This window comes from Pseudomonas sp. ML96, from assembly GCF_000761545.1.
In the GTDB taxonomy this organism is placed as follows: Bacteria; Pseudomonadota; Gammaproteobacteria; order Pseudomonadales; family Pseudomonadaceae; genus Aquipseudomonas.
Map to the genome: position 1 here is coordinate 69,326 of NZ_JPMY01000013.1, position 24,886 is coordinate 94,211.

General features: G+C 63.5%; 23 protein-coding genes and 1 tRNA gene. 12 read left to right on the forward strand and 12 right to left on the reverse strand.

Annotated elements, in window-relative coordinates; all coding sequences use genetic code 11:
• The first annotated feature begins 67 nt into the window (after nucleotides 1–67).
• The 6 genes from IP89_RS11070 (at nucleotide 68) to IP89_RS11095 (ending at nucleotide 7,619) form a co-directional block, all read left to right on the forward strand.
• Nucleotides 68–3,649 (forward strand): hypothetical protein, encoded by a 3,582-nt coding sequence (locus IP89_RS11070; RefSeq protein WP_043309564.1) that lies wholly within the window; start codon nucleotides 68–70, stop codon nucleotides 3,647–3,649.
• Nucleotides 3,649–4,614: a hypothetical protein gene (locus IP89_RS11075; RefSeq protein ID WP_043309565.1), complete on the forward strand. Its 966-nt coding sequence runs from the start codon at nucleotides 3,649–3,651 to the stop codon at nucleotides 4,612–4,614. Before IP89_RS11070 ends, IP89_RS11075 begins: the two co-directional genes overlap by 1 nt.
• Nucleotides 4,614–5,390 (forward strand): hypothetical protein, encoded by a 777-nt coding sequence (locus tag IP89_RS11080; protein WP_156115031.1) that lies wholly within the window; start codon nucleotides 4,614–4,616, stop codon nucleotides 5,388–5,390. The genes IP89_RS11075 and IP89_RS11080 overlap by 1 nt, the downstream gene beginning before the upstream one ends.
• Before the next feature lie 206 nt (nucleotides 5,391–5,596).
• On the forward strand, nucleotides 5,597–7,174 hold the full coding sequence (locus IP89_RS11085) for a hypothetical protein (protein WP_256203135.1): 1,578 nt from the start codon (nucleotides 5,597–5,599) through the stop codon (nucleotides 7,172–7,174).
• Nucleotides 7,162–7,398, forward strand: a complete 237-nt coding sequence (locus tag IP89_RS11090; protein ID WP_043309567.1) for a hypothetical protein — start codon at nucleotides 7,162–7,164, stop codon at nucleotides 7,396–7,398. The genes IP89_RS11085 and IP89_RS11090 overlap by 13 nt, the downstream gene beginning before the upstream one ends.
• 74 nt (nucleotides 7,399–7,472) lie before the next feature.
• Nucleotides 7,473–7,619, forward strand: coding sequence for a hypothetical protein (locus tag IP89_RS11095; protein WP_156115032.1), 147 nt, complete (start codon nucleotides 7,473–7,475; stop codon nucleotides 7,617–7,619).
• A gap of 4 nt (nucleotides 7,620–7,623) precedes the next feature.
• On the opposite strand, the gene IP89_RS11100 is transcribed toward IP89_RS11095, so the two are convergent.
• Entirely contained in the window at nucleotides 7,624–7,818 is a 195-nt protein-coding gene (locus IP89_RS11100) for a hypothetical protein (protein WP_043309569.1), read from the reverse strand.
• A gap of 95 nt (nucleotides 7,819–7,913) precedes the next feature.
• Here IP89_RS11100 and IP89_RS11105 point away from each other — a divergent pair, with 95 nt between their 5' ends.
• From IP89_RS11105 to IP89_RS11120, 4 genes are all read left to right on the forward strand, one after another.
• On the forward strand, nucleotides 7,914–8,348 hold the full coding sequence (locus IP89_RS11105) for a cell wall hydrolase (RefSeq protein WP_043309570.1): 435 nt from the start codon (nucleotides 7,914–7,916) through the stop codon (nucleotides 8,346–8,348).
• Nucleotides 8,348–8,863, forward strand: a complete 516-nt coding sequence (locus tag IP89_RS22775) for a DUF2514 family protein (RefSeq protein WP_052081040.1) — start codon at nucleotides 8,348–8,350, stop codon at nucleotides 8,861–8,863. Before IP89_RS11105 ends, IP89_RS22775 begins: the two co-directional genes overlap by 1 nt.
• A gap of 329 nt (nucleotides 8,864–9,192) precedes the next feature.
• The gene (locus IP89_RS11115) at nucleotides 9,193–10,002 is read left to right on the forward strand and encodes a DNA adenine methylase (protein ID WP_043309571.1); all 810 of its coding nucleotides are present in this window, start codon (nucleotides 9,193–9,195) and stop codon (nucleotides 10,000–10,002) included.
• An 80-nt stretch (nucleotides 10,003–10,082) separates the two neighbouring features.
• Nucleotides 10,083–10,451: a hypothetical protein gene (locus IP89_RS11120; RefSeq protein ID WP_156115033.1), complete on the forward strand. Its 369-nt coding sequence runs from the start codon at nucleotides 10,083–10,085 to the stop codon at nucleotides 10,449–10,451.
• Here IP89_RS11120 and IP89_RS11125 read toward each other — a convergent pair.
• Nucleotides 10,448–11,152, reverse strand: a complete 705-nt coding sequence (locus IP89_RS11125; RefSeq protein WP_043309573.1) for an SOS response-associated peptidase — start codon at nucleotides 11,150–11,152, stop codon at nucleotides 10,448–10,450. The genes IP89_RS11120 and IP89_RS11125 overlap by 4 nt on opposite strands.
• 100 nt (nucleotides 11,153–11,252) lie before the next feature.
• Here IP89_RS11125 and IP89_RS11130 point away from each other — a divergent pair, with 100 nt between their 5' ends.
• Together IP89_RS11130 and umuC are read left to right on the forward strand one after the other, a co-directional pair.
• The gene (locus IP89_RS11130) at nucleotides 11,253–11,690 is read left to right on the forward strand and encodes a LexA family transcriptional regulator (protein WP_043309574.1); all 438 of its coding nucleotides are present in this window, start codon (nucleotides 11,253–11,255) and stop codon (nucleotides 11,688–11,690) included.
• Nucleotides 11,653–12,960 carry a translesion error-prone DNA polymerase V subunit UmuC gene (gene umuC, locus IP89_RS11135; RefSeq protein WP_052081041.1) on the forward strand — a complete coding sequence of 436 codons (1,308 nt, stop codon included), beginning with the start codon at nucleotides 11,653–11,655 and terminating at the stop codon, nucleotides 12,958–12,960. Before IP89_RS11130 ends, umuC begins: the two co-directional genes overlap by 38 nt.
• 33 nt (nucleotides 12,961–12,993) lie before the next feature.
• Here umuC and IP89_RS23345 read toward each other — a convergent pair whose 3' ends face one another.
• The 10 genes from IP89_RS23345 to uca all read right to left on the reverse strand — a co-directional run bounded on the left by IP89_RS23345 (nucleotide 12,994) and on the right by uca (nucleotide 24,689).
• A complete protein-coding gene (locus tag IP89_RS23345) occupies nucleotides 12,994–13,689 on the reverse strand; it encodes a hypothetical protein (RefSeq protein ID WP_156115034.1) in 696 nt (231 codons plus the stop codon).
• A gap of 611 nt (nucleotides 13,690–14,300) precedes the next feature.
• Nucleotides 14,301–15,038, reverse strand: coding sequence for a hypothetical protein (locus tag IP89_RS23350; protein WP_156115035.1), 738 nt, complete (start codon nucleotides 15,036–15,038; stop codon nucleotides 14,301–14,303).
• A gap of 364 nt (nucleotides 15,039–15,402) precedes the next feature.
• A tRNA-Gly gene (locus IP89_RS11140) sits at nucleotides 15,403–15,477 on the reverse strand.
• Between the two features lie 52 nt (nucleotides 15,478–15,529).
• Nucleotides 15,530–16,405 (reverse strand): alpha/beta fold hydrolase, encoded by an 876-nt coding sequence (locus tag IP89_RS11145; protein ID WP_043309631.1) that lies wholly within the window; start codon nucleotides 16,403–16,405, stop codon nucleotides 15,530–15,532.
• A 320-nt stretch (nucleotides 16,406–16,725) separates the two neighbouring features.
• The gene (locus IP89_RS11150; RefSeq protein ID WP_043309575.1) at nucleotides 16,726–17,418 is read right to left on the reverse strand and encodes a pseudouridine synthase; all 693 of its coding nucleotides are present in this window, start codon (nucleotides 17,416–17,418) and stop codon (nucleotides 16,726–16,728) included.
• A gap of 2 nt (nucleotides 17,419–17,420) precedes the next feature.
• Nucleotides 17,421–17,621, reverse strand: a complete 201-nt coding sequence (locus IP89_RS11155; RefSeq protein WP_043309576.1) for a cysteine-rich CWC family protein — start codon at nucleotides 17,619–17,621, stop codon at nucleotides 17,421–17,423.
• Entirely contained in the window at nucleotides 17,618–19,102 is a 1,485-nt protein-coding gene (locus IP89_RS11160; RefSeq protein ID WP_043309577.1) for a sensor domain-containing diguanylate cyclase, read from the reverse strand. The genes IP89_RS11155 and IP89_RS11160 overlap by 4 nt, the downstream gene beginning before the upstream one ends.
• Before the next feature lie 62 nt (nucleotides 19,103–19,164).
• A complete protein-coding gene (locus IP89_RS11165; RefSeq protein ID WP_043309578.1) occupies nucleotides 19,165–19,986 on the reverse strand; it encodes a DUF4824 family protein in 822 nt (273 codons plus the stop codon).
• Nucleotides 19,983–21,050, reverse strand: coding sequence for a DUF2157 domain-containing protein (locus IP89_RS11170; protein WP_043309579.1), 1,068 nt, complete (start codon nucleotides 21,048–21,050; stop codon nucleotides 19,983–19,985). The genes IP89_RS11165 and IP89_RS11170 overlap by 4 nt, the downstream gene beginning before the upstream one ends.
• 39 nt (nucleotides 21,051–21,089) lie before the next feature.
• Nucleotides 21,090–24,689, reverse strand: coding sequence for an urea carboxylase (gene uca / locus IP89_RS11175; RefSeq protein ID WP_043309580.1), 3,600 nt, complete (start codon nucleotides 24,687–24,689; stop codon nucleotides 21,090–21,092).
• Between the last annotated feature and the right edge of the window lie 197 nt (nucleotides 24,690–24,886).

Genomic DNA, 24,886 nt, shown 5'->3' on the forward strand with positions numbered 1-24,886 from the left:
GTCTACCTGACCTCTCATCTGACCAGGCCCGCCCCGTGCGGGCTTTTTTGTGCCCGGAGAAAACTGAATGTCCATCGCCAGCACCGATGTGAAGCTGCTCAAGTCTCAGCGTCTGACCGATGAAGCTGATGGTGGTGGCCGTGCCACTGCCAGCGCTGTGGTCGACGGCGAGGTCAACAACGTATTCCCCGACATCGAGCGCTTGGCCCGTACCACTGGCCGTCTCTGGCTGCGCAAGCTGTTCGCCGGGGTGATGACGCAGAACGCCGACGCCTACCTTGGCGCCCACGGCATCGTCACGCAGAAGCCGGCCGACCCACGCGTCAGCGTGCTGCTGTTCAACACCGGCAGCCAGACGGACGTGCGCTCCGACGCGCGCAACGCCATCGAGAGCTATGTGGCTGCGTCCACTGCCGCGCCGTTCGAGCTGATGGCCGACCAGCTAGCGGGCCAGCGCTCCATCACATGCGTGCAGCGTGAAGAGCAGCGCATCCCCGAAGTGGGTGAGGTGTACCAGCTGACCACTGCGGCCAGCTCGCAGTACGTGCGCCTGACGGATGTGGTGGCCACCCTGGAGGCGTTCACCTACGAGTATTCCGCAGGCAACTTCCAGAACTTCACCCGCCGCCGGCTGGAGCTGAAGATCAGCGCGCCGCTGCTGGTGGCGTTCCCTGGTGGCCAGGTCACCCCGGCCGGCACCACGGCGGCCAGCCTGAGCGGCCAGGCCAAGGCCCGCGTGCTCGCTACCCAGGTGGCAGACGCCGCCCGCTACTACGGAATCAGCCCGCTGGCCCAAGCCGTCAGCCAAGGTGCCCTGAGCCTGCGTGTGGAAAGCGTGTTCTCCCAGCTCGTGCCCAGCACCACCAAGGAAAGCGCGCTGGTCGACCTGCTGGCCGGCTATCAGCGTCAGCTGAACCTGCCTGCTGGTCCGGTGCGCTCGCTGAACCTGATCATTGCAGCCAGTGCCGTGGCGGGCGAGTCGCGCACCTTCCTGGGCACCGGCTGTGCGCCTGGCTCGCTGAGCATCACTGCCAACGGCGGCACCTTCGCGGATGACCGCAAGGGCGGCCTGCGCTTCGTCTCGGGTAGCAACTGGATCAGCTCGGGCCGGGTGGACTACCAGACCGGCGAGGTCACCCTGGTGCGTACCGGGACCAGCTTCGCCGGTAACGGCTCGGGCACCTATCAGCCGGGCGCGTCGGCGACAGGCGAGACCATCACCGGCGAAGTAGAAATCACCCTCGGCAACCGTGGCTACGTCTACACCCTGAACCTGGCCGAGGCCATCCCGCGCGCGGGCACGCTGTCGGTCAGCTTCATGGCGCTCGGTCGCTGGTACGAGCTGCGCGACTTCGGCGACGGCCAGCTGACGGGCGAGGGCGCCGGCACCGTCAACTTCGCCACCGGCTCGGTAGCGCTGACCCTCAACGCCCTGCCGGATGTGGGCGGGTCGCTGGTCTACAGCTACGTCAGCGCGGCCGACAACAGCGTCACCCAGCGCACCGGCAGCAGCGTCACGCCGGCCCTGGAGGTACGCCACACCCTGCCTCACCAGGGCGTGCTGCCGGGCTCGGTGGCCATCAGCTACGCCACCGGCTCCACGACCAAGAACCTGACCGACGATGGCTTCGGCAACCTGAGCGGCACTGGCGGCACCGGCACGGTGCTGTATGCCACTGGCGAGATTCTGATGGTGCTGGCCACCACGCCTTCGGCCGGGATCTCCTACAGCTACCAGGTGGGCAGCGTCACCAATTCGCCCATCACCACCGGCACCGATGGCAGCGGCAATGCCAGCTTCACCATCCCCGGCGCGCCGCTCAAGCCGGGCAGCGTGCGGGTGAACTGGATCACCACCCGCCGCCAGGCAGCGCCGGCCGTGAACTGGGAAGTGATCGGCAGCGGCGGCACCCTGCCGGTGTATGACTCCACGGTGGACGTGGAGAACGTCGTGGCCGACAACGGCAACGGCGGCTGGCGCGACGGCCGCGCGGGGAGCATCAACTACACCACGGGCGCTTGCACCCTGCAGCTGGCACGGCTGTACGACTACAAGGAGTACACCTACAGCAACATCAGCAAGCAGACCGTTTCCGGCAAGGTGACCGAGCCGGTGCTGGTGAACACCACCGTGCAGATCCGCGAGCAGTTCGGCGGCACCCTGGCGGTGATGGGGCAGGCGGCCGGTGTGCCGGCCACGCCGCAGACGGCCAGCCAGGCCGCCCCGGCTATCACCTTCAACCTGCTGTCCGGGGTGGGTGAGCCGATCCTGCCGGGCTCGCTGCTGTTCAGCTGGAACGGCTCGCTGTACTGCGACCGTTCGGGGATTCTCTACCGCGACATTGCCAGCAACACCAACGGCGGCACGGCAGTGGGCACGGTCAACTATGTGACCGGCACCGCGACCATCACCAGCTATCCAGGCAACGCCACGGGGCCTGTCACCGTGCTGGCGTGTCTGACGGCATCGGTGGGCTTCAGTGTGACGGGGGCGACCTTCCGCACGCCTGGCGCCCCGCTGCGGCCGGCAAGCACGCAGATCATTGCGGTGCGTGCCGACACGGGCGCGGTGGTCACCGCCAGCGCGAACCTGAATGGCGACATCGTGGGCGGGATCATCCACGGCTCGGTCGATACGTCGACCGGCATCGTGCGTCTGGCCTTCACCAGCAATCCGGCCGATACGACCGGGGCCAGTGATGTGCCGGTGATTCCGTTGCTGCTGCGCTACAACGCAGTGGTGCGCACCCAGCTCCCGCTCGATGCTGGCCTGCTGGGTCTCGACCCGGTGCGCCTGCCCAGCGATGGCCGGGTGCCGATCTACCGCGAAGGCTATGTGCTGGTGATTCACCACACCGCCGAGACGGTAGTGGCCTCACCGGTGGGCGGCGCCACCTTGCCGCTGGGGCGTCAGCAGCAGGCTGCAATCGAGGTGTTCGGCGCCAATGGCGCTGCGCTGCGTGCCGCGTCCTACAGCGTCGACCGCGAGGCCGGCGCGCTCACCTGGGCCAACCCTCTGGTGATGCAGGACGAGGAGGGCAACCCGATCAGTGCGCCCCTGGTGGTGCGCGACCGGGTGGAGCACATGACCCTTTGCACCGAAGTGCAGATCACCGGAGAGCTGGGCATCAGCTCGCCGCTGCCTTGGGATCTGCCGGCCGACGAGACCATGGTCTCCAGTGCCGTGACCTGGGGTGACCTGCAGTCGCGGATTCACACCTGGTTCACCCAGCAGACGTGGAGCCAAGGCGCGCCCAACTGGACGGACTCGCCAATCGGCAACACCACGACCGCGCAGTACAACAGCCTGAGCTACCCGCAGATCATCACCAACAAGGGCGCCATCGATGGCAAGTGGGCGCTGGTGTTCACCAGCTCCACGGCGTTCAACGTGGTGGAGGAAAAGCTGGGGGTGATCGCCGCCGGCAGCATTGCCAACGACTGCGCCCCGATCAACCCGCTGGTAGGCGAGCCCTATTTCACCATCCGCAAGGAAGGCTGGGGCTCGGGCTGGGCGGCCAGCAACGCGGTGCGCTTCAACACCGACTCGGCCCTTGGGCCGATGTGGGCGATTCGTACCGTGATCAGCGGCCAGGGCACGGTGAACGACGACGAGTTCCAACTGCAGATTCGAGGGGATGCTGACTGATGCCAACTGTCTACAGCCGGGAAGATTCTGGTGCGCCAGTGCTTTCCTACGTCTCCACGCAAGGCAGCATTGCGCAGTTCACTGCCGTGAAAACCATCCTCAAGGCGTGCTTGGTCAGCGGTTACTCGGGCAAGCCGGCGGCGGGGTGGTCTCTGGTCGCGGAGGGTGATCGCCATCTGGTGCTGCGCAACGGCACGCAGACTGGCTATGTGTGCCTCACCTGGACTGGCGGCAACTATCTCACCGTCTACCTCGCCGAGACCTTTACGGGTGTGGTCAGTGACGTGATCACCGGCGACGGCGTGAAGACCGGGGTGGCAGCCAACAACGCGACACAGCACCGGCTCTACATCGGTGTTGTGGCGTACAACACCAACTACTGCTCGTGGCTGGTACTGGCAGATGAGCGCACGTTCATCTTCCAGTCGGCGGGTGCGACGGGTGCGAATTGGGAATTTATCGCCACCGATGGGGGGGCGATGGCCCCCTTGTATGTCGGTGAAGACAGCACCGGGCGCTTTCTCGCCATAGGAGGCAGCAACACGACGCTTACCAGCCCCAACAATGACTTCAGCTATATCGGGCTGACTGCGCTGCGAGATCCGGTGACGGGGTTGTTGATTGGCACCGGCAGCATCACGCCTTCTACGCCTGGGCTTGGTCGCTCGGGGACTGCTACTGCCACCGTGACCGGGCCGGTTGTCCCGCTGATCGAGGCATCGCTTGCACCTGTGCGCTGGGGCACGTTTACGCAGCTTGCTGGGAAACTGCGGGGCGTTGCCTTGTGCCCGCAGCTTTCCGAGTACTACCCGTCACCGGCGGCGCGATGTCTCGGTTACAGCGGCCCACTGATCACCCGGAACGCGAACCAGCAATTGCCGATGGGGCCTGACCGTTACTACATGGGGCTGTCTTATCCGGGCAGCTGCCGGCACCTGCTGACCGACAAAGCGGAGTTCTGGTGATGGCGACGCCTGCGCGTGCTTATGAGGTGAATATGGGGGTGGTGCTGCCGCCCCGCATCACTCTGCAGTTCCGTGTTCTGCGCGACGGTGAGGCGAGTGCCGGAGTGAAGCGGCTGCGGGTGTACCGCGACTGGGGTTCGGTCGATCAGCTGATGATGGTGTTCGAGACGCGCGACGACGAGTTCACCAACACCTGGTCGCTCGACCTGGCCACGATCCTGGCGCAGCCGGAGTGGCTGGTGGCAGGGCAGGACAACGCCTTGCCGAGGCGCACGCGGGCGCTATACCTGGGCTTCACTGCCTCGGCGTTGCTGACCTACGACATCACCAGCGGCGACGGTGGTGCGGTCGGTGAGCCCGCTGAACTGGCCGCCCTGGTGCGGGTGGAGCGCGTACCCGTCGACCGCCAGGTCGTGGTGGTCGAGCGCCCGGCCGATGGTGAGTGGCGGATGGCAGGCTATGGCCCGACGCCAGGCGGTGCGGGCGAGTTGTCGGTGCGGGTGGTGGGCGGCGATGTGTTCGCCCTGAGCTTCGATGACTGGGGCGTGGAGTTCGTGGCCGGGCTGTCGGTCTCGGTCGGGCAGCGCATCCGCCCGACCGAGTACCAGGGCTGGCTGTACCAGGTGACCGAGGCCGGCGCACTTCCCCCGGCTGAGCCGGAGTGGTGGGCCGCCATCGGCGACAACGCATCGCGCCCGCTTGGCACGGCGCGAGCCATTGCCGTGCGCTACTTCCAACCCATTGCCCACGGGCCGCTACCTGTCGAGGTGATCTGATGCTGACTGTCGAAGTGCGCAGCCGCTGGGGGCGGGCCTCGTCCGCTGACCGGCGGCCTGCGGCTGTTGGATGGCAGGAGACGAGGGCGGCTGATGCGGGATCTGCGGCGTGCTGGCAGCAGGCTCGCCAGCTGGAGGTCGTCGACCAGGCGCTGCCTTGGGGTGGCGTGCCGGCAAGGGATAGCCAGGTGGCGGCCGGCTTCGGCATGGCTGACGATCTGAGCGCCTTGGCCGAGAGCATGCCTTGGGGGGCGGTGCCGGCGAGAGACCAGGCGCTGCGCTGCGTGTGGGACAAGTCGATTCAGCCTCGCGACCTGGTGCTGAGCCTGATCTACAACCCCAATCCCGCGCGCAAGGATGTGCAGGTGTCCTCCAGCTTCCGGCGCTCCAACGAGTTCGGGCCTCGGCATGACGCCGCCACCGCCCTGCAGGACAGCCTCTACATTCCGGGCACTGGCCCGCTGGTGTTCAACTTCGGCGGGCGGCCGTACTTCCCCAGCTCCTCGCCGCTGGTGTTCTTCGACTTCCGCTATGAGCCGGAGAAGCCAACCATCCAGCCCACGGATACCGGCAGCATCGGTGCCCGCTGGCAGGATGCTCGGCGGGTGAACCTCGGCATGCGTGTGCCGTGGGGCAAGGCGCGCATTCTCGACGGGCCGCTGACTGGCCTGCCCTATGTGGACTACCCCGGCCCGGTGAAGCCTCTCCCCGAGCCGCCGCCAGACCCTGCCATTCAGGACACCTACATGATTGCCAACATCGTCAACGTGGTGGTGCTGCCGTCGCGCACGCCCATCCAGGTGAAGAACATCCGGGTTGGGCTGGACAAGGACAGCTTCAGCTGGAAGTTCAACTGCGACATTTTCAGCCAGGCCGCCCTCGCCCTGGTGAAGCCGGGTGCCGGTGGCGCCAAGGTAATCGAGGTCAGCATCAACGGCTGGGTCTGGGCCATCCTGGTGGAGCGCTACACCCGCAACCGCAAGTTCGCCAGCGAGGTCTACAGCATCAGCGGCTCAAGCCGCACCCAGCTGCTGGCAGCGCCGTTCGCCCCGCTGCGCACTGGCCTGAACGGTGCTCAGATCACCGCCCGCCAGGCCGCCGAGGCCGAGCTGCAGGACACCGGCTTCACCCTGGTGTGGGACGCTGAGAGCGTGGGGCCGCCTGACTGGACATTCCCGGCGGGCGCCTTCAGCTACCAGAGCCAGACACCCATCCAGGTGATTGCCCGCATTGCCGAGACGGTGGGCGCCTTCGTGCGGCCGGCGCGGGACTCCGACACCCTGGAGGTGCGGCCGACTTACCAGGCTGCGCCGTGGGCCTGGGGCGACCCGGACGCCCCTATCGAGCGGGTGATTCCGCCCGCGATGATGACCGACCTCAACGGCGATTGGACGCCACAGCCGGCGTGGAATGCCTGTTACACCTCGGGCACCTCGCATGGCTGCTCGATGCTGGTCCGCCGTGCAGGGACTGCCGGCGACAACCCGGCGCCGGATGTGCACGATGATTGGCTGACCGGCGAGGAGGCCAACCAGCAACGCGGTATCCACGAGCTGAGCCAGGGCGGCGACATCGAGATAGTGGGCTTCACCCTGCCGCTGTTCCATACCACCGACGACAAGGGTGTGGGCCTGGTGTTGCCCGGCATGCTGTGCCGGGTGCCCGAGGAGTCTGGCCCGTGGGTGGGCCTGTGCCTCGGGGTGGATATCTCAGCCACCGGCACGGGCGCCTCGCGGGTCAACCAGCAACTGAAATTGGAGCGGCACCACTCATGGCCTCAGTGAACATCTGGAAGGAGTTCATCGGGCTGCTGCCCGGCGGTGTGCGGACGGTGGCGACGGTGAAGTCGATCAACACCACCGCTGGTATCAGTGAAGTGGAGCTGCGCACCGGCACCCGGGTGACCGTGCGCGGGGTCGACATTCCGGTGAACAGCAAGGCGTACATTGCGGACGGCGTGATCACTGGCCCGGCGCCGAGCCTGCCGCACTATGACGTGGATGTGTGATTGCGTGGCTGGGGGGCAGGAGGGCGGCTATGCTGGGTCTCGCCAATGACGGCCCTTTGCACAAGGAGTGCAGCGTGACCCTTCGCCTCAAGCAAGTCCTCCAGCTTCTCCCTATCTGCATCCTCAGCGCTGGCCTGGGTATGGCGACCATGTACCTGGCGATGAGTGATGCGGTCTCCGCGCCGCTGATCTATGCCGAGGGCTGTGCACCCAGCATCTGACGCATCAGTCTCCGTCGACCTCGGCGCGTATCCGGCCGGCAATTCGCTTCAACTCTGCATGCGCCTCGACCCGCTCTTCGGCAGTCAGCTCATGCTCGGCGAACGCCAAGCCTGCCGCCTCGGTATCTGCCAGGTGTTCGGCAGCGAATTGGCGTGCTACGCGCCGAGCCAGCGTTTGGCGTATCAGCTTGTTACCCATGACCACCTCAGACAATTGACGGCGGATTGAACCCCGCCTGCCACCTCAATTCAACCAGCCCGCCGCGCGCGGGCTTTTTTGTGCCTGGAGAAACGATGAGCAGAGAGCGAGACATTGATGTGCTAGCCCGCACGCTGTGGGGCGAGGCACGCGGCGAAGGTGTCGCCGGCATGATTGCTGTAGGCCACACCATCCGTAACCGGGTGGAGATGGACTTGGGCAATGACGGCAAGCCCGACTGGTGGGGCGAGGGATACGAGGGTGTCTGCCGCAGGCCCTGGCAGTTCAGTTGCTGGAATGCGAACGATCCGAACTCGGCCTACCTCCGTGGCGATAAGCAGATCCCGCCTGCTCAGTTCATGCAGGCCCGAGAGGCTGCCGTGGCCGTGATCGAAGGCAGCCGGCCCGACCCAACGGGTGGGGCAACCCATTACTACTCGACCAGCCTGGCCAAGGCGCCGGCCTGGACGGTGCGCGCCGCGCGCACCTGCAAGATCGGGCGGCACATCTTCTTCAAGGACGTGCCGTGATGGTGGCCTGGCTGAAGCTGGTCCCGGCGTGGGCGTGGCTGGCCATTGTCCTTGGACTGTGGACGGCGGTTGAGGAGCTGCGTCTGGCGAACCTCCGCAGTGACCTGGCGACTGAGCAGGCCGCACACAGCAGTTATCGCACCGACGTAGCCGAGCGTGACCGACGTGCTGCGCTGGCTGCCCTGGCAGAAACGAAGCGCCGCCAGGGGGCGGCCGAGGAGATAGAGAAAAATGCGCAAGAGAAACTGGCAGCGGACCAAGGCGATGCTGCTCGGGCTGGCGATGCTCTGCAGCGCCTGCAGCAACGGTACGCAGAGGCTGAACAGCGAGCCCGCCAGTGCGGCAATACCATCACTGACCAGCTCAGCGCGGCAGCAGAAGCCGGCGCCCGAATGCGTGCCGAGTTGCTCGGCCGGCTTGGAGCGGCTGCTGGACTCTATGCTGCCACCGCCGACGACAACCGAGTGAGAGGGCAGGCTTGCGAGGATTCCTACGAAAGCTTGACCCCTAACTAGCAGTCAGATGCCGAGTCGCTGATACGACATCCAGGCTGCAGTGCATACGACAAGCACACAAGCCGCTACGGCTAGTGGACGGCGCCACGATCTTCCGGCGATCAAGGACAGTACAGCCCAGACAAAGAGAATGAGGAGAACAGCGTAGTGCGTAGTCGTCATCGAATTTTCCAGTGAGTTTGAAAGGAGCTGCCGAGCCTGGTGAGCCAACACCAGGTTCGACAGCCGAGCCGCAGACCGTACCTGCAAGCCCAGCCAAGGCTCCCGCCTCGTGCACGAAGCGAGCGCGAGCCTAGCACTGTTCATTCATACAGTAAAAAGGTTTGCAAATGACCCAGCCTGTTATCCCCTGGATGGGCGGCAAGCGCCGCCTGGCCGATCGCCTTATCCCGCTGTTCCCGCCCCATGAGTGCTACGTCGAGGTGTTTGCCGGCGGCGCTGCGCTCTTCTTTCTCCGGCGGCAGCCGGCGCCCGTCGAGGTGTTGAACGACATCAACGGCGACCTGGTGTCGCTGTACCGGGTGATACAGAACCATGTCGAGGAGTTCGTTCGCCAGTTCAAGTGGGCGCTCTCCAGTCGGCAGCTCTTCGAGTGGCAGAAGATTACTCGGCCGGAGACGCTCACCGATATCCAGCGCGCCGCGCGATTCTTCTATCTCCAGCACCACGCCTTCGGAGGCAAGGTCTCGGGCCAGAACTTCGGTACCGCTACCACCGGGCCGGCGCCGAACATCATGCGCATCGAGGAGAACCTCTCCGCTGCATGGCAGCGCCTGGCCGGGGTGTATGTCGAGAACCTGCCTTGGCTGGAGTGCGCCGAGCGCTACGACCGCGCCCACACCTTCCATTACATGGACCCTCCGTACTGGCAGACCGAAGGGTATGGCGTCGATTTCCCCTACGACCAGTACCTAGCGATGGCCGACTTCATGCGCCGCTGTAAGGGGCGGGTGATGGTCAGCATCAACGATCACCCCGAGATTCGCGAGGCGTTCGCCGGCTTCCACATGGAGCGAATCGACATCCGCTACAGCAACACCAACCAGCGGCAAGGCACGGCCGAGCTGACTGGCGAGTTGGTGATCATGAACTGGACGCCGGCAGCGCTTGGTGGATTGTTTGATGGGCTGCAGGGTTAGCCAAAAAAAAGGCGCCAATAATTCGTTGTTAAAATGTTAACTGCGTAGCAAAATTCTGTTTTCATTGATGGGGATATGCGATGCGTGATGGTGCGGGAGTTATTGCTGTGGTTGTGGGGATTGCAGTCGCCTTGGCTGCACTCTGGGTATCGAAAAACACTGGCGCCGACTTCTTCGTCGCTCTTACCGCCTGTGGGCAATCAGCGGTGATCCTCGTAATTACCGGGGGTATCGCCTGGTACAACTCTTGGAAGCCATCCACCTACATTGCAGTTGCACTTGTCTTTGTATACCCCGCTTGGTGGCCTGTACTGGACAGCATCGCGAATAATACTTTCCAGTACGCGATTGCCTCGCCGTGGTGGGCTTCCACCTGGTTCAAGGTATTGTCTGAGCTCGCGCTTATCGGTGGTGCCCTGTACGTTATCTTCGGTCGCGATTACGGCTAACTGTCATTGCTGAAGGGCTGCGGCAGGATGAGCTGCGGCCCTTGGTTTTTGACGTTCCCCACGGCTTTGTCCACTTTGAACCACTCGAAGTCTGCAGCCGGTCTACCCTGGTGCAGCAGCATTTGTTCGGCACGCTGCAGGGTGGTGGCAGGGTCCAGCCATTCGCGGGCAAGCTCCGGGGATAGCACCACCGGCCGGCGATCGTGCACATCGACCATGCCGCCCTCGGCGTCGGCGGTGATGATCACGAAGCCGTCGCCCTCGCGTGGCTCGCTGCCATCTTCTGGGAACTGGCCAATCGCTGCGAAGAAGCACGGCGCCCCGTCACGCAGGCGGATGAAGAAGGGCTGCTTTCGCTTCGGGTCGGCTTCGTCCTTCACCCACTCATACCAGCCATCGGCTGCCACTAGGGCCCGGTGCGGCCAGATCTGTCGGAAGTATTTCCCTTCTGCCACCTTCTCCACGCGCGCATTGATTGGCGGCGGCATCTTCCCCTTGGCCCAGTGCGGCATCCATCCCCAGCGCACCGGCGCTGCAATTAGCCCGCCGGCAGTGCTATGCAGCAGCTGCACCTGGGTGCTCGGCGCCACGTTGTAGCGCTCCAGCGGGGTATCCTCCCAGCCGGCGATCACCTCTTCCTCGCTATCCAGCTCGTTCAGGTAGGCCGCCAGGCTCTGCCTTTGTACGAAGCGTCCACACATTCCCGCCTTCCTCCCGTCGCCTGTTCATCAGCATGGCATTGACGGCCATCGTCGCAAGCCAATACTGTTTAAATATACAGTAATCAGCAGGCATCCTACCGTGGACAGCGTTACCATCCTCGGCCCCGTCGCGGCATCGCCGACGAGCATTCCTTTCTTTCTCCCCACCGTACCGGCCGGATTCCCCAGCCCAGCCCAGGATCACCTTGAGCAGCGCGTTTCTCTGGATGAGCTGTTCGGCCTGCAGCGCCCCCAGATTTACCTGTGCCAGGTCGGCGGCCACAGCCTCAAGGGCTTAGGGATCCTCGACTCTGACTTGGTGCTGGTGGACAAGGCGCTGCCGGCGCGGCGCAACGATGTAGTCGTTGCATGCATCAACGGTGAGCAGCTGCTCAAGATCTACGATACCGACAAGCACCAGGTGGTGCTGCGCTCGGCCAACCCCGACTACCCGCCGCGCTATGTGATGGAGGCGGAAGAGCTCTACATCTGGGGGGTATATGTCGGGCTGGCTCGGGTCGGGCGGAACAGTGGTTGATCACGTCTTCGCGCTGATCGACTGCAACTCCTTCTACTGCAGCTGCGAGCGGGTGTTTCGGCCGGACCTCGTGCGCACGCCCATCGTGGTGCTGTCGAACAACGACGGCTGCGTGGTGAGTCGCACGGCCGAAGCCAAGGCGCTTGGCATCAAGATGGCTGAGCCGTGGCACAAGATCAGGAGGGGCTACCTGAAGGCGGGCGGCGTGGCATTCAGTTCGAACTACGCGCTGTACGGCGATATGAGCGAGCGGGTCATGACGATCATCGAGGGCCTGGTTCCGGCGCTGGAGGTGTACAGCATCGACGAGGCCTTCGCCGAGCTGACCGGTATCCAGGGCGACCTGGTGCCGCTCGGCCGAGAGATACGCGCCCAGGTGCTGGCCGGCACTGGCATTCCAACCGGCGTAGGTATTGGCACGAGCAAGACCCTGGCGAAGCTGGCCAACTACGCCGCGAAGCGCTGGCAGAAGCAGACTGGTGGTGTGGTTGACCTATGCGACCCTGAGCGCCGCGCCAAGCTGCTGCGCGCTGTGTCGGTCTCAGAGGTGTGGGGTGTGGGTGGGCGCCTGACCGAGCGGCTGGGCGAGATGAACATTCGCACCGCCTGGGACCTGGCAGCGGCGGACGCCTGGACCCTGCGCAAGAACTTCAGCGTGGTGCTGGAGAAGACGGCGCGAGAGCTGCGCGGCTTGTCGTGCCTGGAGCTGGATGGTGTGGCGCCGCCGAAGCAAGAGATCTGCTGCAGCCGGATGTTCGGTGAGCGACTGGAGGACTTGTCCCCGATCCGGGAGGCGGTGGCCACCTACGCCGCGAGGGCGTGCGAGAAGCTGCGCGCCCAGGGCTCGGTCTGCAAGCGGGTGCGGGTGGGTATCCGCACAGGCATGTTCAACCCCGACGAACCGAAGTTCGCCAAGGGGATGTTGGTCGAACTGCCTTACCCGACAGATGACACGCGTGTGGTAACCCATGCCGCCCTGGCGGCGCTCGAGCACGTTTACCGGGCTGGGTATTCGTTCGCCAAGGCTGAGGTGCTGCTGGTGGACTTATGTCAGCGAGGCGAGTTCACCGACGACCTGTTCGCGGCGACCCAGTCGGCCGCCTCCGAGAAGGTGATGGCCGTGTTGGACTCGGTCAATGCGAAGTGGGGCAGGGGAACACTACGGCCCGGAAGCGTACCGGTGGAGCCGGAGTGGAAGATGAAGCAGGAGATGCTGAGCCAGAGCTTTACGACGAGAGTCAATCAACTGTGGCGAGTTAGTGCTAAGTAGAGACTGCAATTATCGTGATGTACAGGTGAGCTGTTAACGTAGCTCTAGTATTTCCATTTGATCAATCACGGTTTGGGATAGGGGGTTAACAGCTTGAAACGTGGATGGGGTGCCCGTAAAAATACTTGTCGCAGCGACGGCTTCTTCGGGTTTGAATCGACGTGTTTTGCCAATGAACTTAAATTGATTTGTAAATTTATCAATGGATAGAGGGGGCTTTGTTCTGCTGATAAGTGTTAGCAGAATATTACGCTGCCAGTGCGCGTTATCTGGCGATATGGGCCACGAGAGTCTATCTATCAGAAATATGCCATAGCGCTCAAGTGTTTCGAGTACGAAAGTTGCACAAGTGAGACCTTGGCCTGCCCCTGTATTTAGGGCCTGCCCGGTGTTAGTGTCGAAATAAGGTGAGCTTTCGTAATGGATGCTATAGCCAAGTTTTCCCTGATTTTGAGATTGAATCATGTGCAGTAACGCAATGAACGCGGTTGCACTGAATTCGTCTAGGAATTGATAGTTTAGGTAGGCGTAGTCATTGGTTATTTCTGTGCGTCTGCAGATGTTGTCCCACGCTAGGTCAAAAAGCCACAGGGTATTATCTGGGTATTGGACCAAAAAACCAGCATGTCGTTGATCTTTGCTCCCAGTGACAGGGGAGCCAGCGATAACAACTGCTAGGCCAATTTCAGGTGGAACACCTAGTTTGATTGGCTGGAGATCGACTGTCATGCTTTCCTGCTAACGGATCAGTCCACTAAGTAGACGGTTGTAATCCTTTCCGTCATTTTTGAGTTTGCTAAGAACGTTGTCTCGCAATGTTGACCAAGCGGGGAGGTGTCTTCTCGCTTGGAAAGATGAGCGAAGCAAAGCAATCATTGACCACTCTGTCAGCTCGGAGACTTCGATCTCCAATAGGAGTCTGTTTATCTCATGATATTCGTGGTTTCTTTGCATCGACTCTATGAAGAAGACCGAGTAAAAGGATGCGATCTTTCCTTGTCGGCTCCTCTCCCAGTTGCAGATCAGTTGCTTTGCTTCTTGGACATCATCCGCTCTAAGCCCTCCGGAGCTCTGCCTGGCATAGTTCAAGCACGGGAACGATAGCTTAACCTCCCAATGGGTAGTGCTTGCGTCGTTAGCCATTGTGCTGGTGCTAGTGCTAGTGCGATGGCTCTCTACGCTGAGGGGTCTAGTTATTGCGGTACTAGTATTCTTCGATGATGTAAAAAAGCATTCACTGGTAGGTGATTCAGAAGTGTCGACATGATTGTTAAAAAAAAGAATATGCTCAGTTCGAGTACTGCTAATAGATGATGTACTGGATTTGGGCTTGTTTCTAATCATGGGAGCATGCCGACAGTAAAGATTTCTTCGCTTTGAGAAACCATTTCCCTGAGGACGTGGGGAATTAGTTTGGGGTCAATTGGAGTGGACCTCTCAGCTGCAGAGCTTAGGTCAAGCTCCATTCTTAAGAAGGTTAACTCTTTCGTTGTGGGCATCGGGGATGTGCCGAGGGTGAAAAATTGTGCTGCAGCACCAGCCAGTTTTCCAATTCGGTTAATGGTCAGCCCGGGGGAGGTCGTTGAGTCTCTTTGGTAGTTAATTTGTATTAAGAGATCGCTGGCTTTTTGCGGCTCTGGGAAGGAGCAGTTTATGTATTTCTGGAGTGCTGCATTAGCCTCTTGGATGTTCTCGGTTTTGAGCATGCCAGTGTGTCCGTATGCAGCTCGGATCCACGGTTGGCTAGTTGACTCAAGCCACTTTTCGATTTGAGGAATGAGAAAGTGAAGCGCCTCTTGGGTGCTTCCAAGCGAAGGAGGTTCAGAGCTGGCAATGGCGCGAGGATAAAGAACCCAGTCAACTCGGTTGAAAGTAATCTTCATCTCTAAGAAAAAATTGTCTAAGTGCGTGCCGGACTCAGAGTATTCGGCGGAGTTAGGCTTTTCGGAAATATTCTCCGGCGGTGTGCCTGTTGCTGTTTCCCACCATTTATTTCTTTGGGCATTCACGGGTTCGGATGCAAAGAAAGTTACACGAATAGCCTCAGTCTGCCACCCTGTTAGGCTGGGAAGAGCCATTGAACACTCCTTACAGATAAACGCTTTAACTATATTGAAATTCTTCAAAACACATTCGGTCGAGTAATTTCAATAAACATAAAAACAAAAAAACCCGCGGTTGCGGGGAAGGTTTCTCGTGCAGCTGTGCAGCCTCTAGAGGGTTGCCTGAGCACGAATCCCTGCGCCCGTCAAATGCCATGCTGGAGTTATAGCATAGCCATGAGGCACGCCTCCATATGCAGCTCGGTTTTTAGCTCTAACTGTGAATGCGGAACGAGTATGGCGTAAGCCATCACAAGAGGCCTGGTGGCGGAACTGTCGCCAAAACTGTCACTAAAAAATAAGGCCTATAGCAAAATTCGGCTACAGGCCTTGCAGTATGTGGAGCGGGTGATGGGAATCGAACCCACGTCATGGGCTTGGGAAGCCCAGGTAATGGCCATTATACGACACCCGCTCGGGCGGCTGACTTTGTACCAGAATCGCCCGTGCAGGTGAAGCCGAGTCGCTCAGACTGCCAGTGCGTGGCGCTCCTGTGGTGCTTCCTGCGAGCGCAGCTCGTGCGGCAGGAGGAAGGCCAGTAGCGCGTCGCGGGTCTGCATCCAGGCGGCCTTGTGTTCCATGTCAAGGAAGTGGCCGGCCTGGGCGATGGTGCGGAATTCGCAGTGGCGTACGTACTGCGTGAGCATGCGTGCATCGCTTGGCGTGGTGTATTCGTCCCACTCGCCGTTGACGAACAGCAGCGGGATCTCGATTTCACCGGCGAACCTGATGCAGGAGCGACCCTCCATCTTCAGCACGTTCTGCACGTGGAAGTTCATCTGCGCGTATTCGTAGTCTTCCAGGCTGGTGATGTGGCGATGGTTGTAGCGCTTGAACAGCGACGGCAGGTGCTTGCCGATGGTGGCGTTGAGCACTGCGCCGATGTTCTCGCGGTCGCAGGCGTCCATCACCTCCACGCCGCGGCTCAGGTAGCCGAGCATGGCCTGGTTGACGATGGGCGAGAAGGAGTTGATCACCGCCCGCTGGATGCGTGCCGGCTTGCGCGCCAGTGCCTGCAGGGTGGCGATGCCGCCCCAGGAGAACGACAGCACGATGTCGCAGGCGAAGTGCTCGACCAGCTCGAGCAGGATGTCGGCTTCTTCCTCGCGGGTGAGGAAGCGCTCGTGGCGGTTGTGTTTGCGCGACTGTCCGGCGTAGGGCAGGTCGAACAGCACCACGTTGAAATGCGGGTGGAGATAGCGAACCGTCTGCGCGAAGGATGCGGTGGTCGACAGCGAGCCGTTGACCAGGATGATGGTCTGCTCGGCGCTGTCGGCGCGGTAGAACTCCGTGTAAACCCGATGTTGCCCCTGGATATCCAGCACAGTGGTTTCTGCTTTCATGGTCATGCCCCTGACAGCGGTGTTGCGGACGCGCAGCGAGACGCCGAGGCTGCGCGAGCTTCAGGACAGGTAGGCATGGGCCTGGGAAAGGGGGCCTGGTCGGCTCGAATGGCTGGCCGATGATTGTTGTTGGAGGCGGGGCGCTTTTCGTCCGGGCATCGAGAACTCGATTGGCAGACCCGTTTGGTGTGGCGAAAGGCGTGTTAGATGTCTTTTGAGACTTGTCGGTCACTTATGGACCGTTAGTTGGGATTCAAGCAGCCTCGTGTTACCGATGCAAGTCATCGCGGTGAATTGCGCCTGCCGCTGGTCGGGCATCTTCAGACCAGTGCTATCTCGTCGTGACGCAGTGCACGGTACTGGCCGGGCGCCAGCGCCGGGTCCAGTTGCAATGGCCCCATGCGCTCGCGGTGCAGGCCGACGACCTTGTTCTGGAAGTGGCCGAACATGCGCTTGACCTGGTGGTAGCGGCCCTCGTGCAGGGTCAGCAGGGCGGTGTGCGAGTCGAGGATCTGCAGTTCGGCGGGCAGGGTGGTGAGGTTCTCGTAGGCGAAGTAGAGGCCCTGGGCGAACACCTCGGTGTATTCCTCGCTGATCGGCTGCTCGGTGCTGACCCGGTAGACCTTGCCCAGGCGGCTGCGTGGTTCGGTCAGGCGACGTGACCAGAGGCCGTCGTTGGTGATGATCAGCAGGCCGGTGGTGGTCAGGTCCAGGCGCCCGCCGATGTGCAGCTCGTGCTTGTCCGGCTCGTCGAGCAGGTCGAGCACGGTGCGGTGTTCGGGGTGTTCGGTGGCGCTGACCACGCCGGCCGGTTTATTGAGCATGAAATAGCGCGCTGGCTTGCCGGCCTGCAGCAGCTCGTCGTCCAGCTCAATGCGGCTGAACTCGCGCACTTCAAAGCGGCCGTCGCACACCGTTTCGCCATCCACCCGCAGTCGCCCGGCGGCCAGCAGCAGGCGGGCATCGGCGCGGCTGAAGCGCGGCAGGTTGCTGAGGAAGCGGTCGAGGCGCATCGCTATTCGGGCTTGGGCTCGCCCAGGGCCTTGGCGCAGTTGGGGCAGAGGCAGGTCTTGTCGCGCAGCTCGGCGGGCAGCTCTTCAAGCACCTTCGCTTCGATCGGCGTATGGAAGCACCAGCAGTCCTGCACCGCTTGTTCCTGGGTGGCCTGCGCGCAGCGATTGGGCTGGCCGCAGCGCGGGCAGCGCTCGACGTTCACTGTTGCAGGCCGCCGGTGTCTTCGCACACGCGGTTGCGGCCGGACTGCTTGGCGCGGTACAGCGCGCGGTCGGCGCGGGCGATCAGGCGCTCCAGGCTCTCCTCGCCCTGCAGCTCGGTGACGCCGATGCTGGTGGTGACCCGCAGGTTGACGCCGTTGAAGGGGAACAGCTCCTCCTCGGTCTGCTGGCGGATCTTCTCGGCCAGCAGGCGCGCGGTGGTGGTGCCGGTGTCCTTGAGCAGCAGGATGAACTCTTCGCCACCCCAGCGGCAGATGATGTCGGACTGGCGCAGGTTGCCCTGCAGCGAGCGGGCGAAACCGCGCAACACCTGGTCGCCGGCCAGGTGGCCGTGGTTGTCGTTGAGCAGCTTGAAGTGGTCCAGGTCGATCAGCAGCGCGCTCAGCGGGCTGCGTTCGCGCACGGCTTCGTGCAGAGCCTGGGTGGCGAGCAGGTCGAAACCGCGGCGGTTGGGCAGGCCGGTCAGTACATCGGTGGTGGCCAGGGCGGCGATGTGACGCTGGTAGCGGCGGGTGGCCAGGTAGACCAGGGCGACCACCAGGGCACTGATCAGGGCGCAGATCAGCAGGTTGAGGTACAGGCCCTGGCGAATGTCGGAGAGCGCGCCGTCCTCGGTCTTGTCGACGAACAGGTACCAGTCCAGTTCGGGGATGTAGCGCACGTTGAGGAAGTGGCCGTGGCCGCCTTCCGCATATTCGAAGCGCCCGCTATCGGGGCGCGGCAGCACCGCCAGCAGCGGTTGCAGGTCAGCCACCTCGCTGAGCAGCTGGCCGCGCTGGGCGCCCATGGGGCCGCCACTGGCGCTGGTCAGCACCAGCCGGCCGTTGCGGTCGGTGAAGTAGATGGTGCGGTCGTAGCGGCGCTGGTAGTCGTCGACCAGCTTGACCACCGCGTCCACGGTCAGGCCGACGCCGGCCACGCCGATGAACTGTTCCTGGTAGTCGAACACCTTGAAGTTGATGAAGAAGGTCAGCCGATCACTGTTGGCCATGTCCGGATCGACGCTGATCTCGTAGGGCTCGGCCATGTTGCGCACGCGGAAGTACCAGACGTCGCGCGGCTCGTCTTCCTTGACCCTCTTGAGGATGCCCTTGGCCTGGTAGTAGGTGCGGGTTTTCTCGGAGATGAAGAAGCTGGTGAAGGTGCCGTAGTGGTCCTGGATCTCGCGCAGGTAGCGGGTCATCGGCCCGGTGTCCTGCTCGCCATTCAGCGCCCAGTCGCGCAGGAAGGTGTCGCGCGACATCATCGAGGCGATCTGCGTGGGGCGGATCAGGTCCTTCTGGATTTCCGAGTAGATGTTGTCGGAGGTCAGCGGCAGCTCGGTGTTGACGATGTTGTCGCGGATGCTGTCGCGGGAGACGTAGTAGCTGACCAGGCTGGTGGCGAGAAAGCCGCCCAGCAGGAGGATGGTCAGGAGCAGCAGCAGGGAAATCTGGGCCTTGCGGGACGTGCTGAGCGGCATGGGACTGAGGCCTTTAGGACGTGGCGCAATGCTAGCGCGGTGCGCCGTGTTCGTCATCGCGATTAGGGTTTTTTATCGGCGATTCGTACGTCGCTGAGCCAGGGTTCCAGGCGCTGGCCGAAGCTGACTTCAGTGCTGAAGGGCTGGTTGGCGTTGCCGTAATACTCCGGCAGGTATTCGGCCAGCAGCTGGCGCCAGGCGTGAGGCACGTTGATGCTGGCGTTGCTGGGGGAAAACGAGCCGCTGAGCGTGGTGTCGGTGTCGTTGTAGCAGCGCCGCCAGACCCGCACGCTACCGCGCAGCAGCAGGTAGCGGCCGCGATCCGGGTAGCGCTGGCGCAGGCCGGCCGGGTCCAGGCCGACATCGGCGAGGAACAGGCGGCTCTCCTTGTCGCGTTCGTTGGCCAGGGCCTCGCGCGCGGCGTTCTCCTGCTGCTGCCGCTCCTTGTCGTTCGGCAGCTCCTGCAGTTTGGCGCTGGCCTTGTGCAGATGGCGCTCGGCCTGTTGTAGCGCTTGCTGATAGAGCGGGCCGTCCAGCTCGAGAATCGCCCAGGCCTGGCGGGTATCCTGGCGCGGTTCGGGGTCGCTGCTGGGCAAACCTACGGCCTGCAGCTGTGCTGGCGTCAGGCCGTATTCGCTGTGGCAGCGATCCTTGTCGGCCGGGTTGGTGCGCACGGGCATGCGCCAGTCCAGACGCAGGCTCAGGCCACTGTTCTCGCGGCGCGGGCCATCCCAGTCGCGATGCAGCTCTCTCTCGGACAACAGCAACCGGCTCTCCGGCTCGCCTTGGCGGTTGTACCAGACGCCGGCGAGGGCCACGGCGTTGCTCAGCAGGATCAGGCCGAGGCCGGTGAGCAGGCCGTGGAGGGGCTTGAGGGCGATCATGCGCGGTCACCTCCCTTGTGGCTGCGGCGCAGGCGACCGAGCACCAGCAGGGCGGGGATGGCGGTCAGGCTGAGGATCAGGAAGAACAGGTACTTGGGCAGCACGTCCCACCACCAGTCGACCATCTTGATGAACAGGAACAGCAGGAAGGACAGCTGGCCGATCAGGCTGACCTCGGGCCAGTCGCGGCGGATGCCGAGCCAGATGAACAGGGCCGATACGGCGAAGCCGAGCAACTGGTAACTCTTCTCGATACCGTCGTAGTCGAACGGCAGGTAGCTGCCGCGTCCCCAGTTGGCCAGGACCTGCATCGGCACCAGCAGGGCCAGCATGCCGACGATACGGTAGGTGGCGGCGAAGCCGCTGAAGCGTGCCTGGGACAGCAGCGCCGGCAGCACGAACACCAGCAGGCCGCCGGGCAGGAAGTGCTCCGGCCGTTCGGCGGCTTCCAGCCACAGCCAGCCGCACCATTCGCTGAGGCGTGTGCCGCTATAGGCCAGCAGGCAGATCAGGCCGGCGGCCAGCAGCAGGCGTGCATTGCAGGCGTAGGCCAGCAGCAGGGCGTAGGCGGCCCAGCAGAGCAGGGCGTTGTCCGAGGGCGTGATATTGAAGATCTGCCCGAGCATGTGGATGTTCAGGACGAAGCAGGCCAGGGCCAGCACGCCAGCTAGCTTGGCGAAGTAGCCGGAGGCGTCGCGTTGCTGCAGGGCGAAGGTCAGCAGCAGGCTGCCGAGCGAGAAGCCGATCAGGATGCCGACCTGCAGCGCTTCGCCGAACAAGCCCCAGAACTGGTAGAAGAAAAACAGCAGGCTGGCCGCCAGGGCCAGCGCGCCGAGCAACGAGACCACACGCATGCTCAGCGACAGGCGCTTGGTCTGTTGGTCGTGATCGATGTCGAAATGGCTGCGGTACTGCGCCAGCAACTGGTCGTGATGGGCGGCGATGCGCGCGAGCGGCTCTTCTTCCAGCGCCAGGGCATTCTCGCCACGCAGGCGCTGAGCCTCGCGGCGGAACGCCTGGATATCGTCGGCCCGTTGCTGGGCCTGGTCGCGGGTCAGCGGCATGGTTCTTCCCTGTGGATGCGCTGCCCGCGACTGTATCCCTTAAGCCTCTTCCAGCACCACTACCCGCTGGCCGGCACGCACCGGCGAGCCGGGTTGCACGCGCACCTCGCGCACCACGCCGTCGCGCGGCGCGGTGAGGGGGATTTCCATCTTCATTGACTCGAGGATCACCAGCACATCGCCGGCCTTCACCGAGTGGCCAGCCTCGACCTGCACCTGCCAGAGATTGCCGGCGATATGGCTGTCGATGCTGTGCTGGCCGGCGGCGAGCGGGGCGTCGTCGCCGAGGTCGGCGACCGCTTCCTCGCTTTCGAAATGGGCCTGGCCGGAGGCGATCCAGCGCTGGCGCTCGGCGTCGAAGGCGGCGCGTTGCTGGCTGCGGAAGGCGTCGATGCCTTCGGCTTCCTCAGTGAGGAAGTCCTGGTAGTCGGCCAGGGCCAGTTCGCTGTCTTCGATGCGCAGTTCATAGCGGCCGAGGGGGAAGTCGCGGCGGATCTGCAGCAGCTCCTCGGCGCCCACCGGGTAGAAGCGGATCTGGTCGAAGAAGCGCAGCAGCCAGGGCTTGCCGTGGAAGGCGGCGACTTCGCGGTAGCGGTTCCACATCTGCAGGGTGCGACCGACGAACTGGTAGCCGCCGGGGCCTTCCATGCCATACACGCACATGTAGGCGCCGCCGATGCCCACCGAGTTCTCCGCGGTCCAGGTGCGCGCCGGGTTGTACTTGGTGGTCACCAGGCGGTGGCGCGGGTCCAGCGGGGTGGCCACCGGCGCGCCGAGGTAGACGTCACCCAGGCCCATCACCAGGTAGCTGGCGTCGAACACGGTCTTGTAGACCTCGTCGAGGTTGGGCAGGTCGTTGATGCGGCGGATGAACTCCAGGTTACTCGGGCACCAGGGTGCGTCCTTGCGCACCGTGGTCATGTACTTGTCGATGGCCAGCTGGCAGGCCGGATCATCCCACGACAGCGGCAGATGCACGATGCGCGACGGTACCTTGAGGTCCTGGGCGTTACACACCGCGTCCCACTCGCCGATTACCACGGCCAGCAGGTTGGCCAGCGACAGGGTTTCCGGCTGGTAGTGCACCTGCAGCGAGCGGATGCCCGGGGTCAGGTCGATCACGCCATTGAGGTTTTTTGCCTCCAACGCCTGCATCAGTGCATGGCCGCGGAAGCGCAGCACCAAGTCCAGCTCGGCCTGGCCGATCTCCAGCAGCAGGTGGGTGTCGCCGGAGAGGCGGGCGACCAGGCGCTTGTCCTGGCTGCCGATATCGAGGATCACCGGCGGCTCCAGCGGGATCGGCTTCCAGTTCACTGCGACCGCTTCCAGCCCGGCCACTTCGGCCTTGCGTGCCTTGGCCAGCTGCCGGGCGGTGTCGATGTTGACCGGCACGAAGCGCAGCTTGTCGCCGGCCTTGAGCTGGCCGAGCTGCCACAGGTCGGCTTCGATGATGGTCACCGGGCAGACGAAGCCGCCCAGGCTCGGGCCGTCCGGGCCTAGGATTACCGGCATGTCGCCGGTGAAGTCCACCGCGCCGATGGCATACGGATTGTCGTGGATGTTCGACGGATGCAGGCCGGCTTCGCCGCCGCTGTCGCGCACCCACTCCGGTTTCGGGCCGATCAGGCGCACGCCGGTGCGGCTGGAGTTGAAGTGCACTTCCCAGTCGGTAGCGAGGAAGGTGTCGATATAGGCCGGGGTGAAGTATTCCGGCGCGCCGTGCGGGCCGTAGATCACGCGGATTTCGCGCACGGCGGGCAGGGCGGTGCACAGTGCGGCGGGCAATTGCGCGCCATTGTCCGCATCGCTCAATGCCGGGATATGCAGCACATCGCCGGCACGCAGGGCGCGGCCGCCGTGGCCGCCGAACTGGCCGAGGGTGAAGGTGCTTTTGCTGCCTAGGTACTCAGGTACCAGCAGGCCACCGCGAAGGGTCAGATAGGAGCGCGCGCCTGAACCGGCGATGGTGCCCAGGCTCAGGGTGCTGCCGGCCTTGATCAGCAGGGCGGTGTTCAGTGGTTGAGCCACGCCGTCCACGCTCAGCGGAATTTCCGCGCCGGTCACCGCGACTACGGCGTCGGTGTTGAAGCGCAGCAGCGGGCCGCTCATGGTGATTTCCAGGCCGGCGGCGCCTTCGGCGTTGCCCAGCAGGCGATTGCCCAGGCGCAAGGCGCGGTCGTCCATCGGACCCGACGGCGGCACGCCGACCGCCCAGTAGCCGAGGCGGCCGGGGAAGTCCTGCACGGTGGTCTGGGTGCCGGCGGACAGTACCTCGAAGGTATGTGCCTGGTAGGTCAGGCCTTCCAGGCAGCGAGTCCAGGGCGAGCCGCTGGCGAAGGGTGCGTCGACCAGGATCTGCCGCAGGTACTGGCTGTTGGTCTCCACGCCGTACAGCAGGGTATCGGCCAGCGCCTGGTTCAGCGCGGCGCTGGCTTCCTCGCGGGTCGGTTTCCAGGTGATTACCTTGGCGATCATCGGGTCGAAGTAGGGCGGAATCTCGCAGCCGGCTTCGACCCAGGTGTCGATGCGCAGGCTCTTGCCGTCGGCCACCGGGAATTGCACGGCAGTCAGCAGGCCGGGGCTCGGCTGGAAGTCGCGGCCCGGGTCTTCGGCGTACAGGCGTGCCTGGATGGCGTGGCCGCTGGGTTTCAGGTTTTTCGCCAACTCGCTGAGCGGTGCCAGGTCGCCGGCCGCCAACTCGATCATCCAGCGCACCAGGTCGACGCCCCACACCTGTTCGGTGACGCCGTGTTCGACCTGCAGACGGGTGTTCACCTCAAGGAAGTAGAAGCGCTCGGCTTCGCTGTCGTAGACGAATTCCACGGTGCCGGCGCTGCGGTAGCTGACTGCCTTGGCCAGTTTGATCGCCGCCGCGCACAGCTCATCCGCCATGCCGGCCGGCAGGTTGGGCGCCGGGGTTTCTTCCAGCACTTTCTGGTTACGCCGCTGCACCGAGCAGTCGCGCACGCCGAGGGCCAGCACTTCACCTTTTCCGTCGCCGAACACCTGCACTTCCAGGTGGCGAGCGCGCTGGATGTACTTCTCGATAAATACCCCGCTGTCGCTGAAGTTGTTTTGCCCCAGGCGCTTGACCGCCTCGAAGGCGTCACTCAGCTCCTCGGCACTGCGGCACACGCGCATGCCGATGCCGCCACCGCCGGCGGTGCTCTTCAGCATCACCGGGTAGCCGACCTGCTCACCAGCAACCAGCGCCGCGTCGAGGTTCTCCAGCAGCTCGGTGCCTTCTAGCATCGGCACGCCGTGCTCTTTCGCGAGTGCCCTGGCGGTGTGCTTCAGACCGAAGACGCGCAGCTGCTCCGGCGTCGGGCCGACAAAGGCGATGCCGGCGGCCTCGCAGGCTTCGGCGAAGGCGGCGTTCTCGGAGAGGAAGCCGTAGCCGGGGTGAATGGCTTTAGCGCCAGTCTGCTTGGCGACGGCAAGGATCTTGTCGACTACCAGGTAAGTACCGGCGGCCGGGCCTTCGCCGAGGCTGAAGGCCTCATCGGCCTGCTGGATATGCAGGCTGGCGGCGTCGGCCTCGGAGTACACGGCCACGCCTTTGACATCGAGCGCGCGCAGGGTGCGCAGGATGCGGCAGGCGATGGCGCCACGGTTGGCGATCAGGAGTTTGTCGAACATCTGCTTGCCCTCGAAAGGGTTGGCGGGCCGTCCCGCCGCTATTCGGTCTGCACCACGGTCGTCCGGGGTGGGAAATCGGTGTGGGTACCAGCGGGCTGGTGCCTAGGTTTTCTCGGTGGGCGTGGGCTTTTGTTCCAGGCATTGGCCCGAGCGACTCTGGCACAGCTGGTACAGCCACAGGCGCAGGCGAGCAGAGC

Coding starts and splice junctions, on each gene's coding strand:
- IP89_RS23350 (WP_156115035.1), bottom strand. CDS start 15,038: ATGGCTCTTCCCAGCCTAACAGGGTGGCAGACTGAGGCTATTCGTGTA.
- IP89_RS11150 (WP_043309575.1), bottom strand. CDS start 17,418: ATGCGCCTCGACCGCTTCCTCAGCAACCTGCCGCGCTTCAGCCGCGCC.
- IP89_RS11125 (WP_043309573.1), bottom strand. CDS start 11,152: ATGTGTGGACGCTTCGTACAAAGGCAGAGCCTGGCGGCCTACCTGAAC.
- IP89_RS22775 (WP_052081040.1), top strand. CDS start 8,348: ATGGTGGCCTGGCTGAAGCTGGTCCCGGCGTGGGCGTGGCTGGCCATT.
- IP89_RS11145 (WP_043309631.1), bottom strand. CDS start 16,405: ATGAAAGCAGAAACCACTGTGCTGGATATCCAGGGGCAACATCGGGTT.
- uca (WP_043309580.1), bottom strand. CDS start 24,689: ATGTTCGACAAACTCCTGATCGCCAACCGTGGCGCCATCGCCTGCCGC.
- IP89_RS11080 (WP_156115031.1), top strand. CDS start 4,614: ATGGCGACGCCTGCGCGTGCTTATGAGGTGAATATGGGGGTGGTGCTG.
- IP89_RS11105 (WP_043309570.1), top strand. CDS start 7,914: ATGAGCAGAGAGCGAGACATTGATGTGCTAGCCCGCACGCTGTGGGGC.
- IP89_RS11170 (WP_043309579.1), bottom strand. CDS start 21,050: ATGCCGCTGACCCGCGACCAGGCCCAGCAACGGGCCGACGATATCCAG.
- IP89_RS11090 (WP_043309567.1), top strand. CDS start 7,162: ATGGCCTCAGTGAACATCTGGAAGGAGTTCATCGGGCTGCTGCCCGGC.
- IP89_RS11115 (WP_043309571.1), top strand. CDS start 9,193: ATGACCCAGCCTGTTATCCCCTGGATGGGCGGCAAGCGCCGCCTGGCC.
- IP89_RS11085 (WP_256203135.1), top strand. CDS start 5,597: ATGGCTGACGATCTGAGCGCCTTGGCCGAGAGCATGCCTTGGGGGGCG.
- IP89_RS11075 (WP_043309565.1), top strand. CDS start 3,649: ATGCCAACTGTCTACAGCCGGGAAGATTCTGGTGCGCCAGTGCTTTCC.
- IP89_RS11100 (WP_043309569.1), bottom strand. CDS start 7,818: ATGGGTAACAAGCTGATACGCCAAACGCTGGCTCGGCGCGTAGCACGC.
- IP89_RS11070 (WP_043309564.1), top strand. CDS start 68: ATGTCCATCGCCAGCACCGATGTGAAGCTGCTCAAGTCTCAGCGTCTG.
- IP89_RS11160 (WP_043309577.1), bottom strand. CDS start 19,102: ATGCCGCTCAGCACGTCCCGCAAGGCCCAGATTTCCCTGCTGCTGCTC.
- umuC (WP_052081041.1), top strand. CDS start 11,653: ATGTCGGGCTGGCTCGGGTCGGGCGGAACAGTGGTTGATCACGTCTTC.
- IP89_RS11165 (WP_043309578.1), bottom strand. CDS start 19,986: ATGATCGCCCTCAAGCCCCTCCACGGCCTGCTCACCGGCCTCGGCCTG.
- IP89_RS11120 (WP_156115033.1), top strand. CDS start 10,083: ATGCGTGATGGTGCGGGAGTTATTGCTGTGGTTGTGGGGATTGCAGTC.
- IP89_RS23345 (WP_156115034.1), bottom strand. CDS start 13,689: ATGACAGTCGATCTCCAGCCAATCAAACTAGGTGTTCCACCTGAAATT.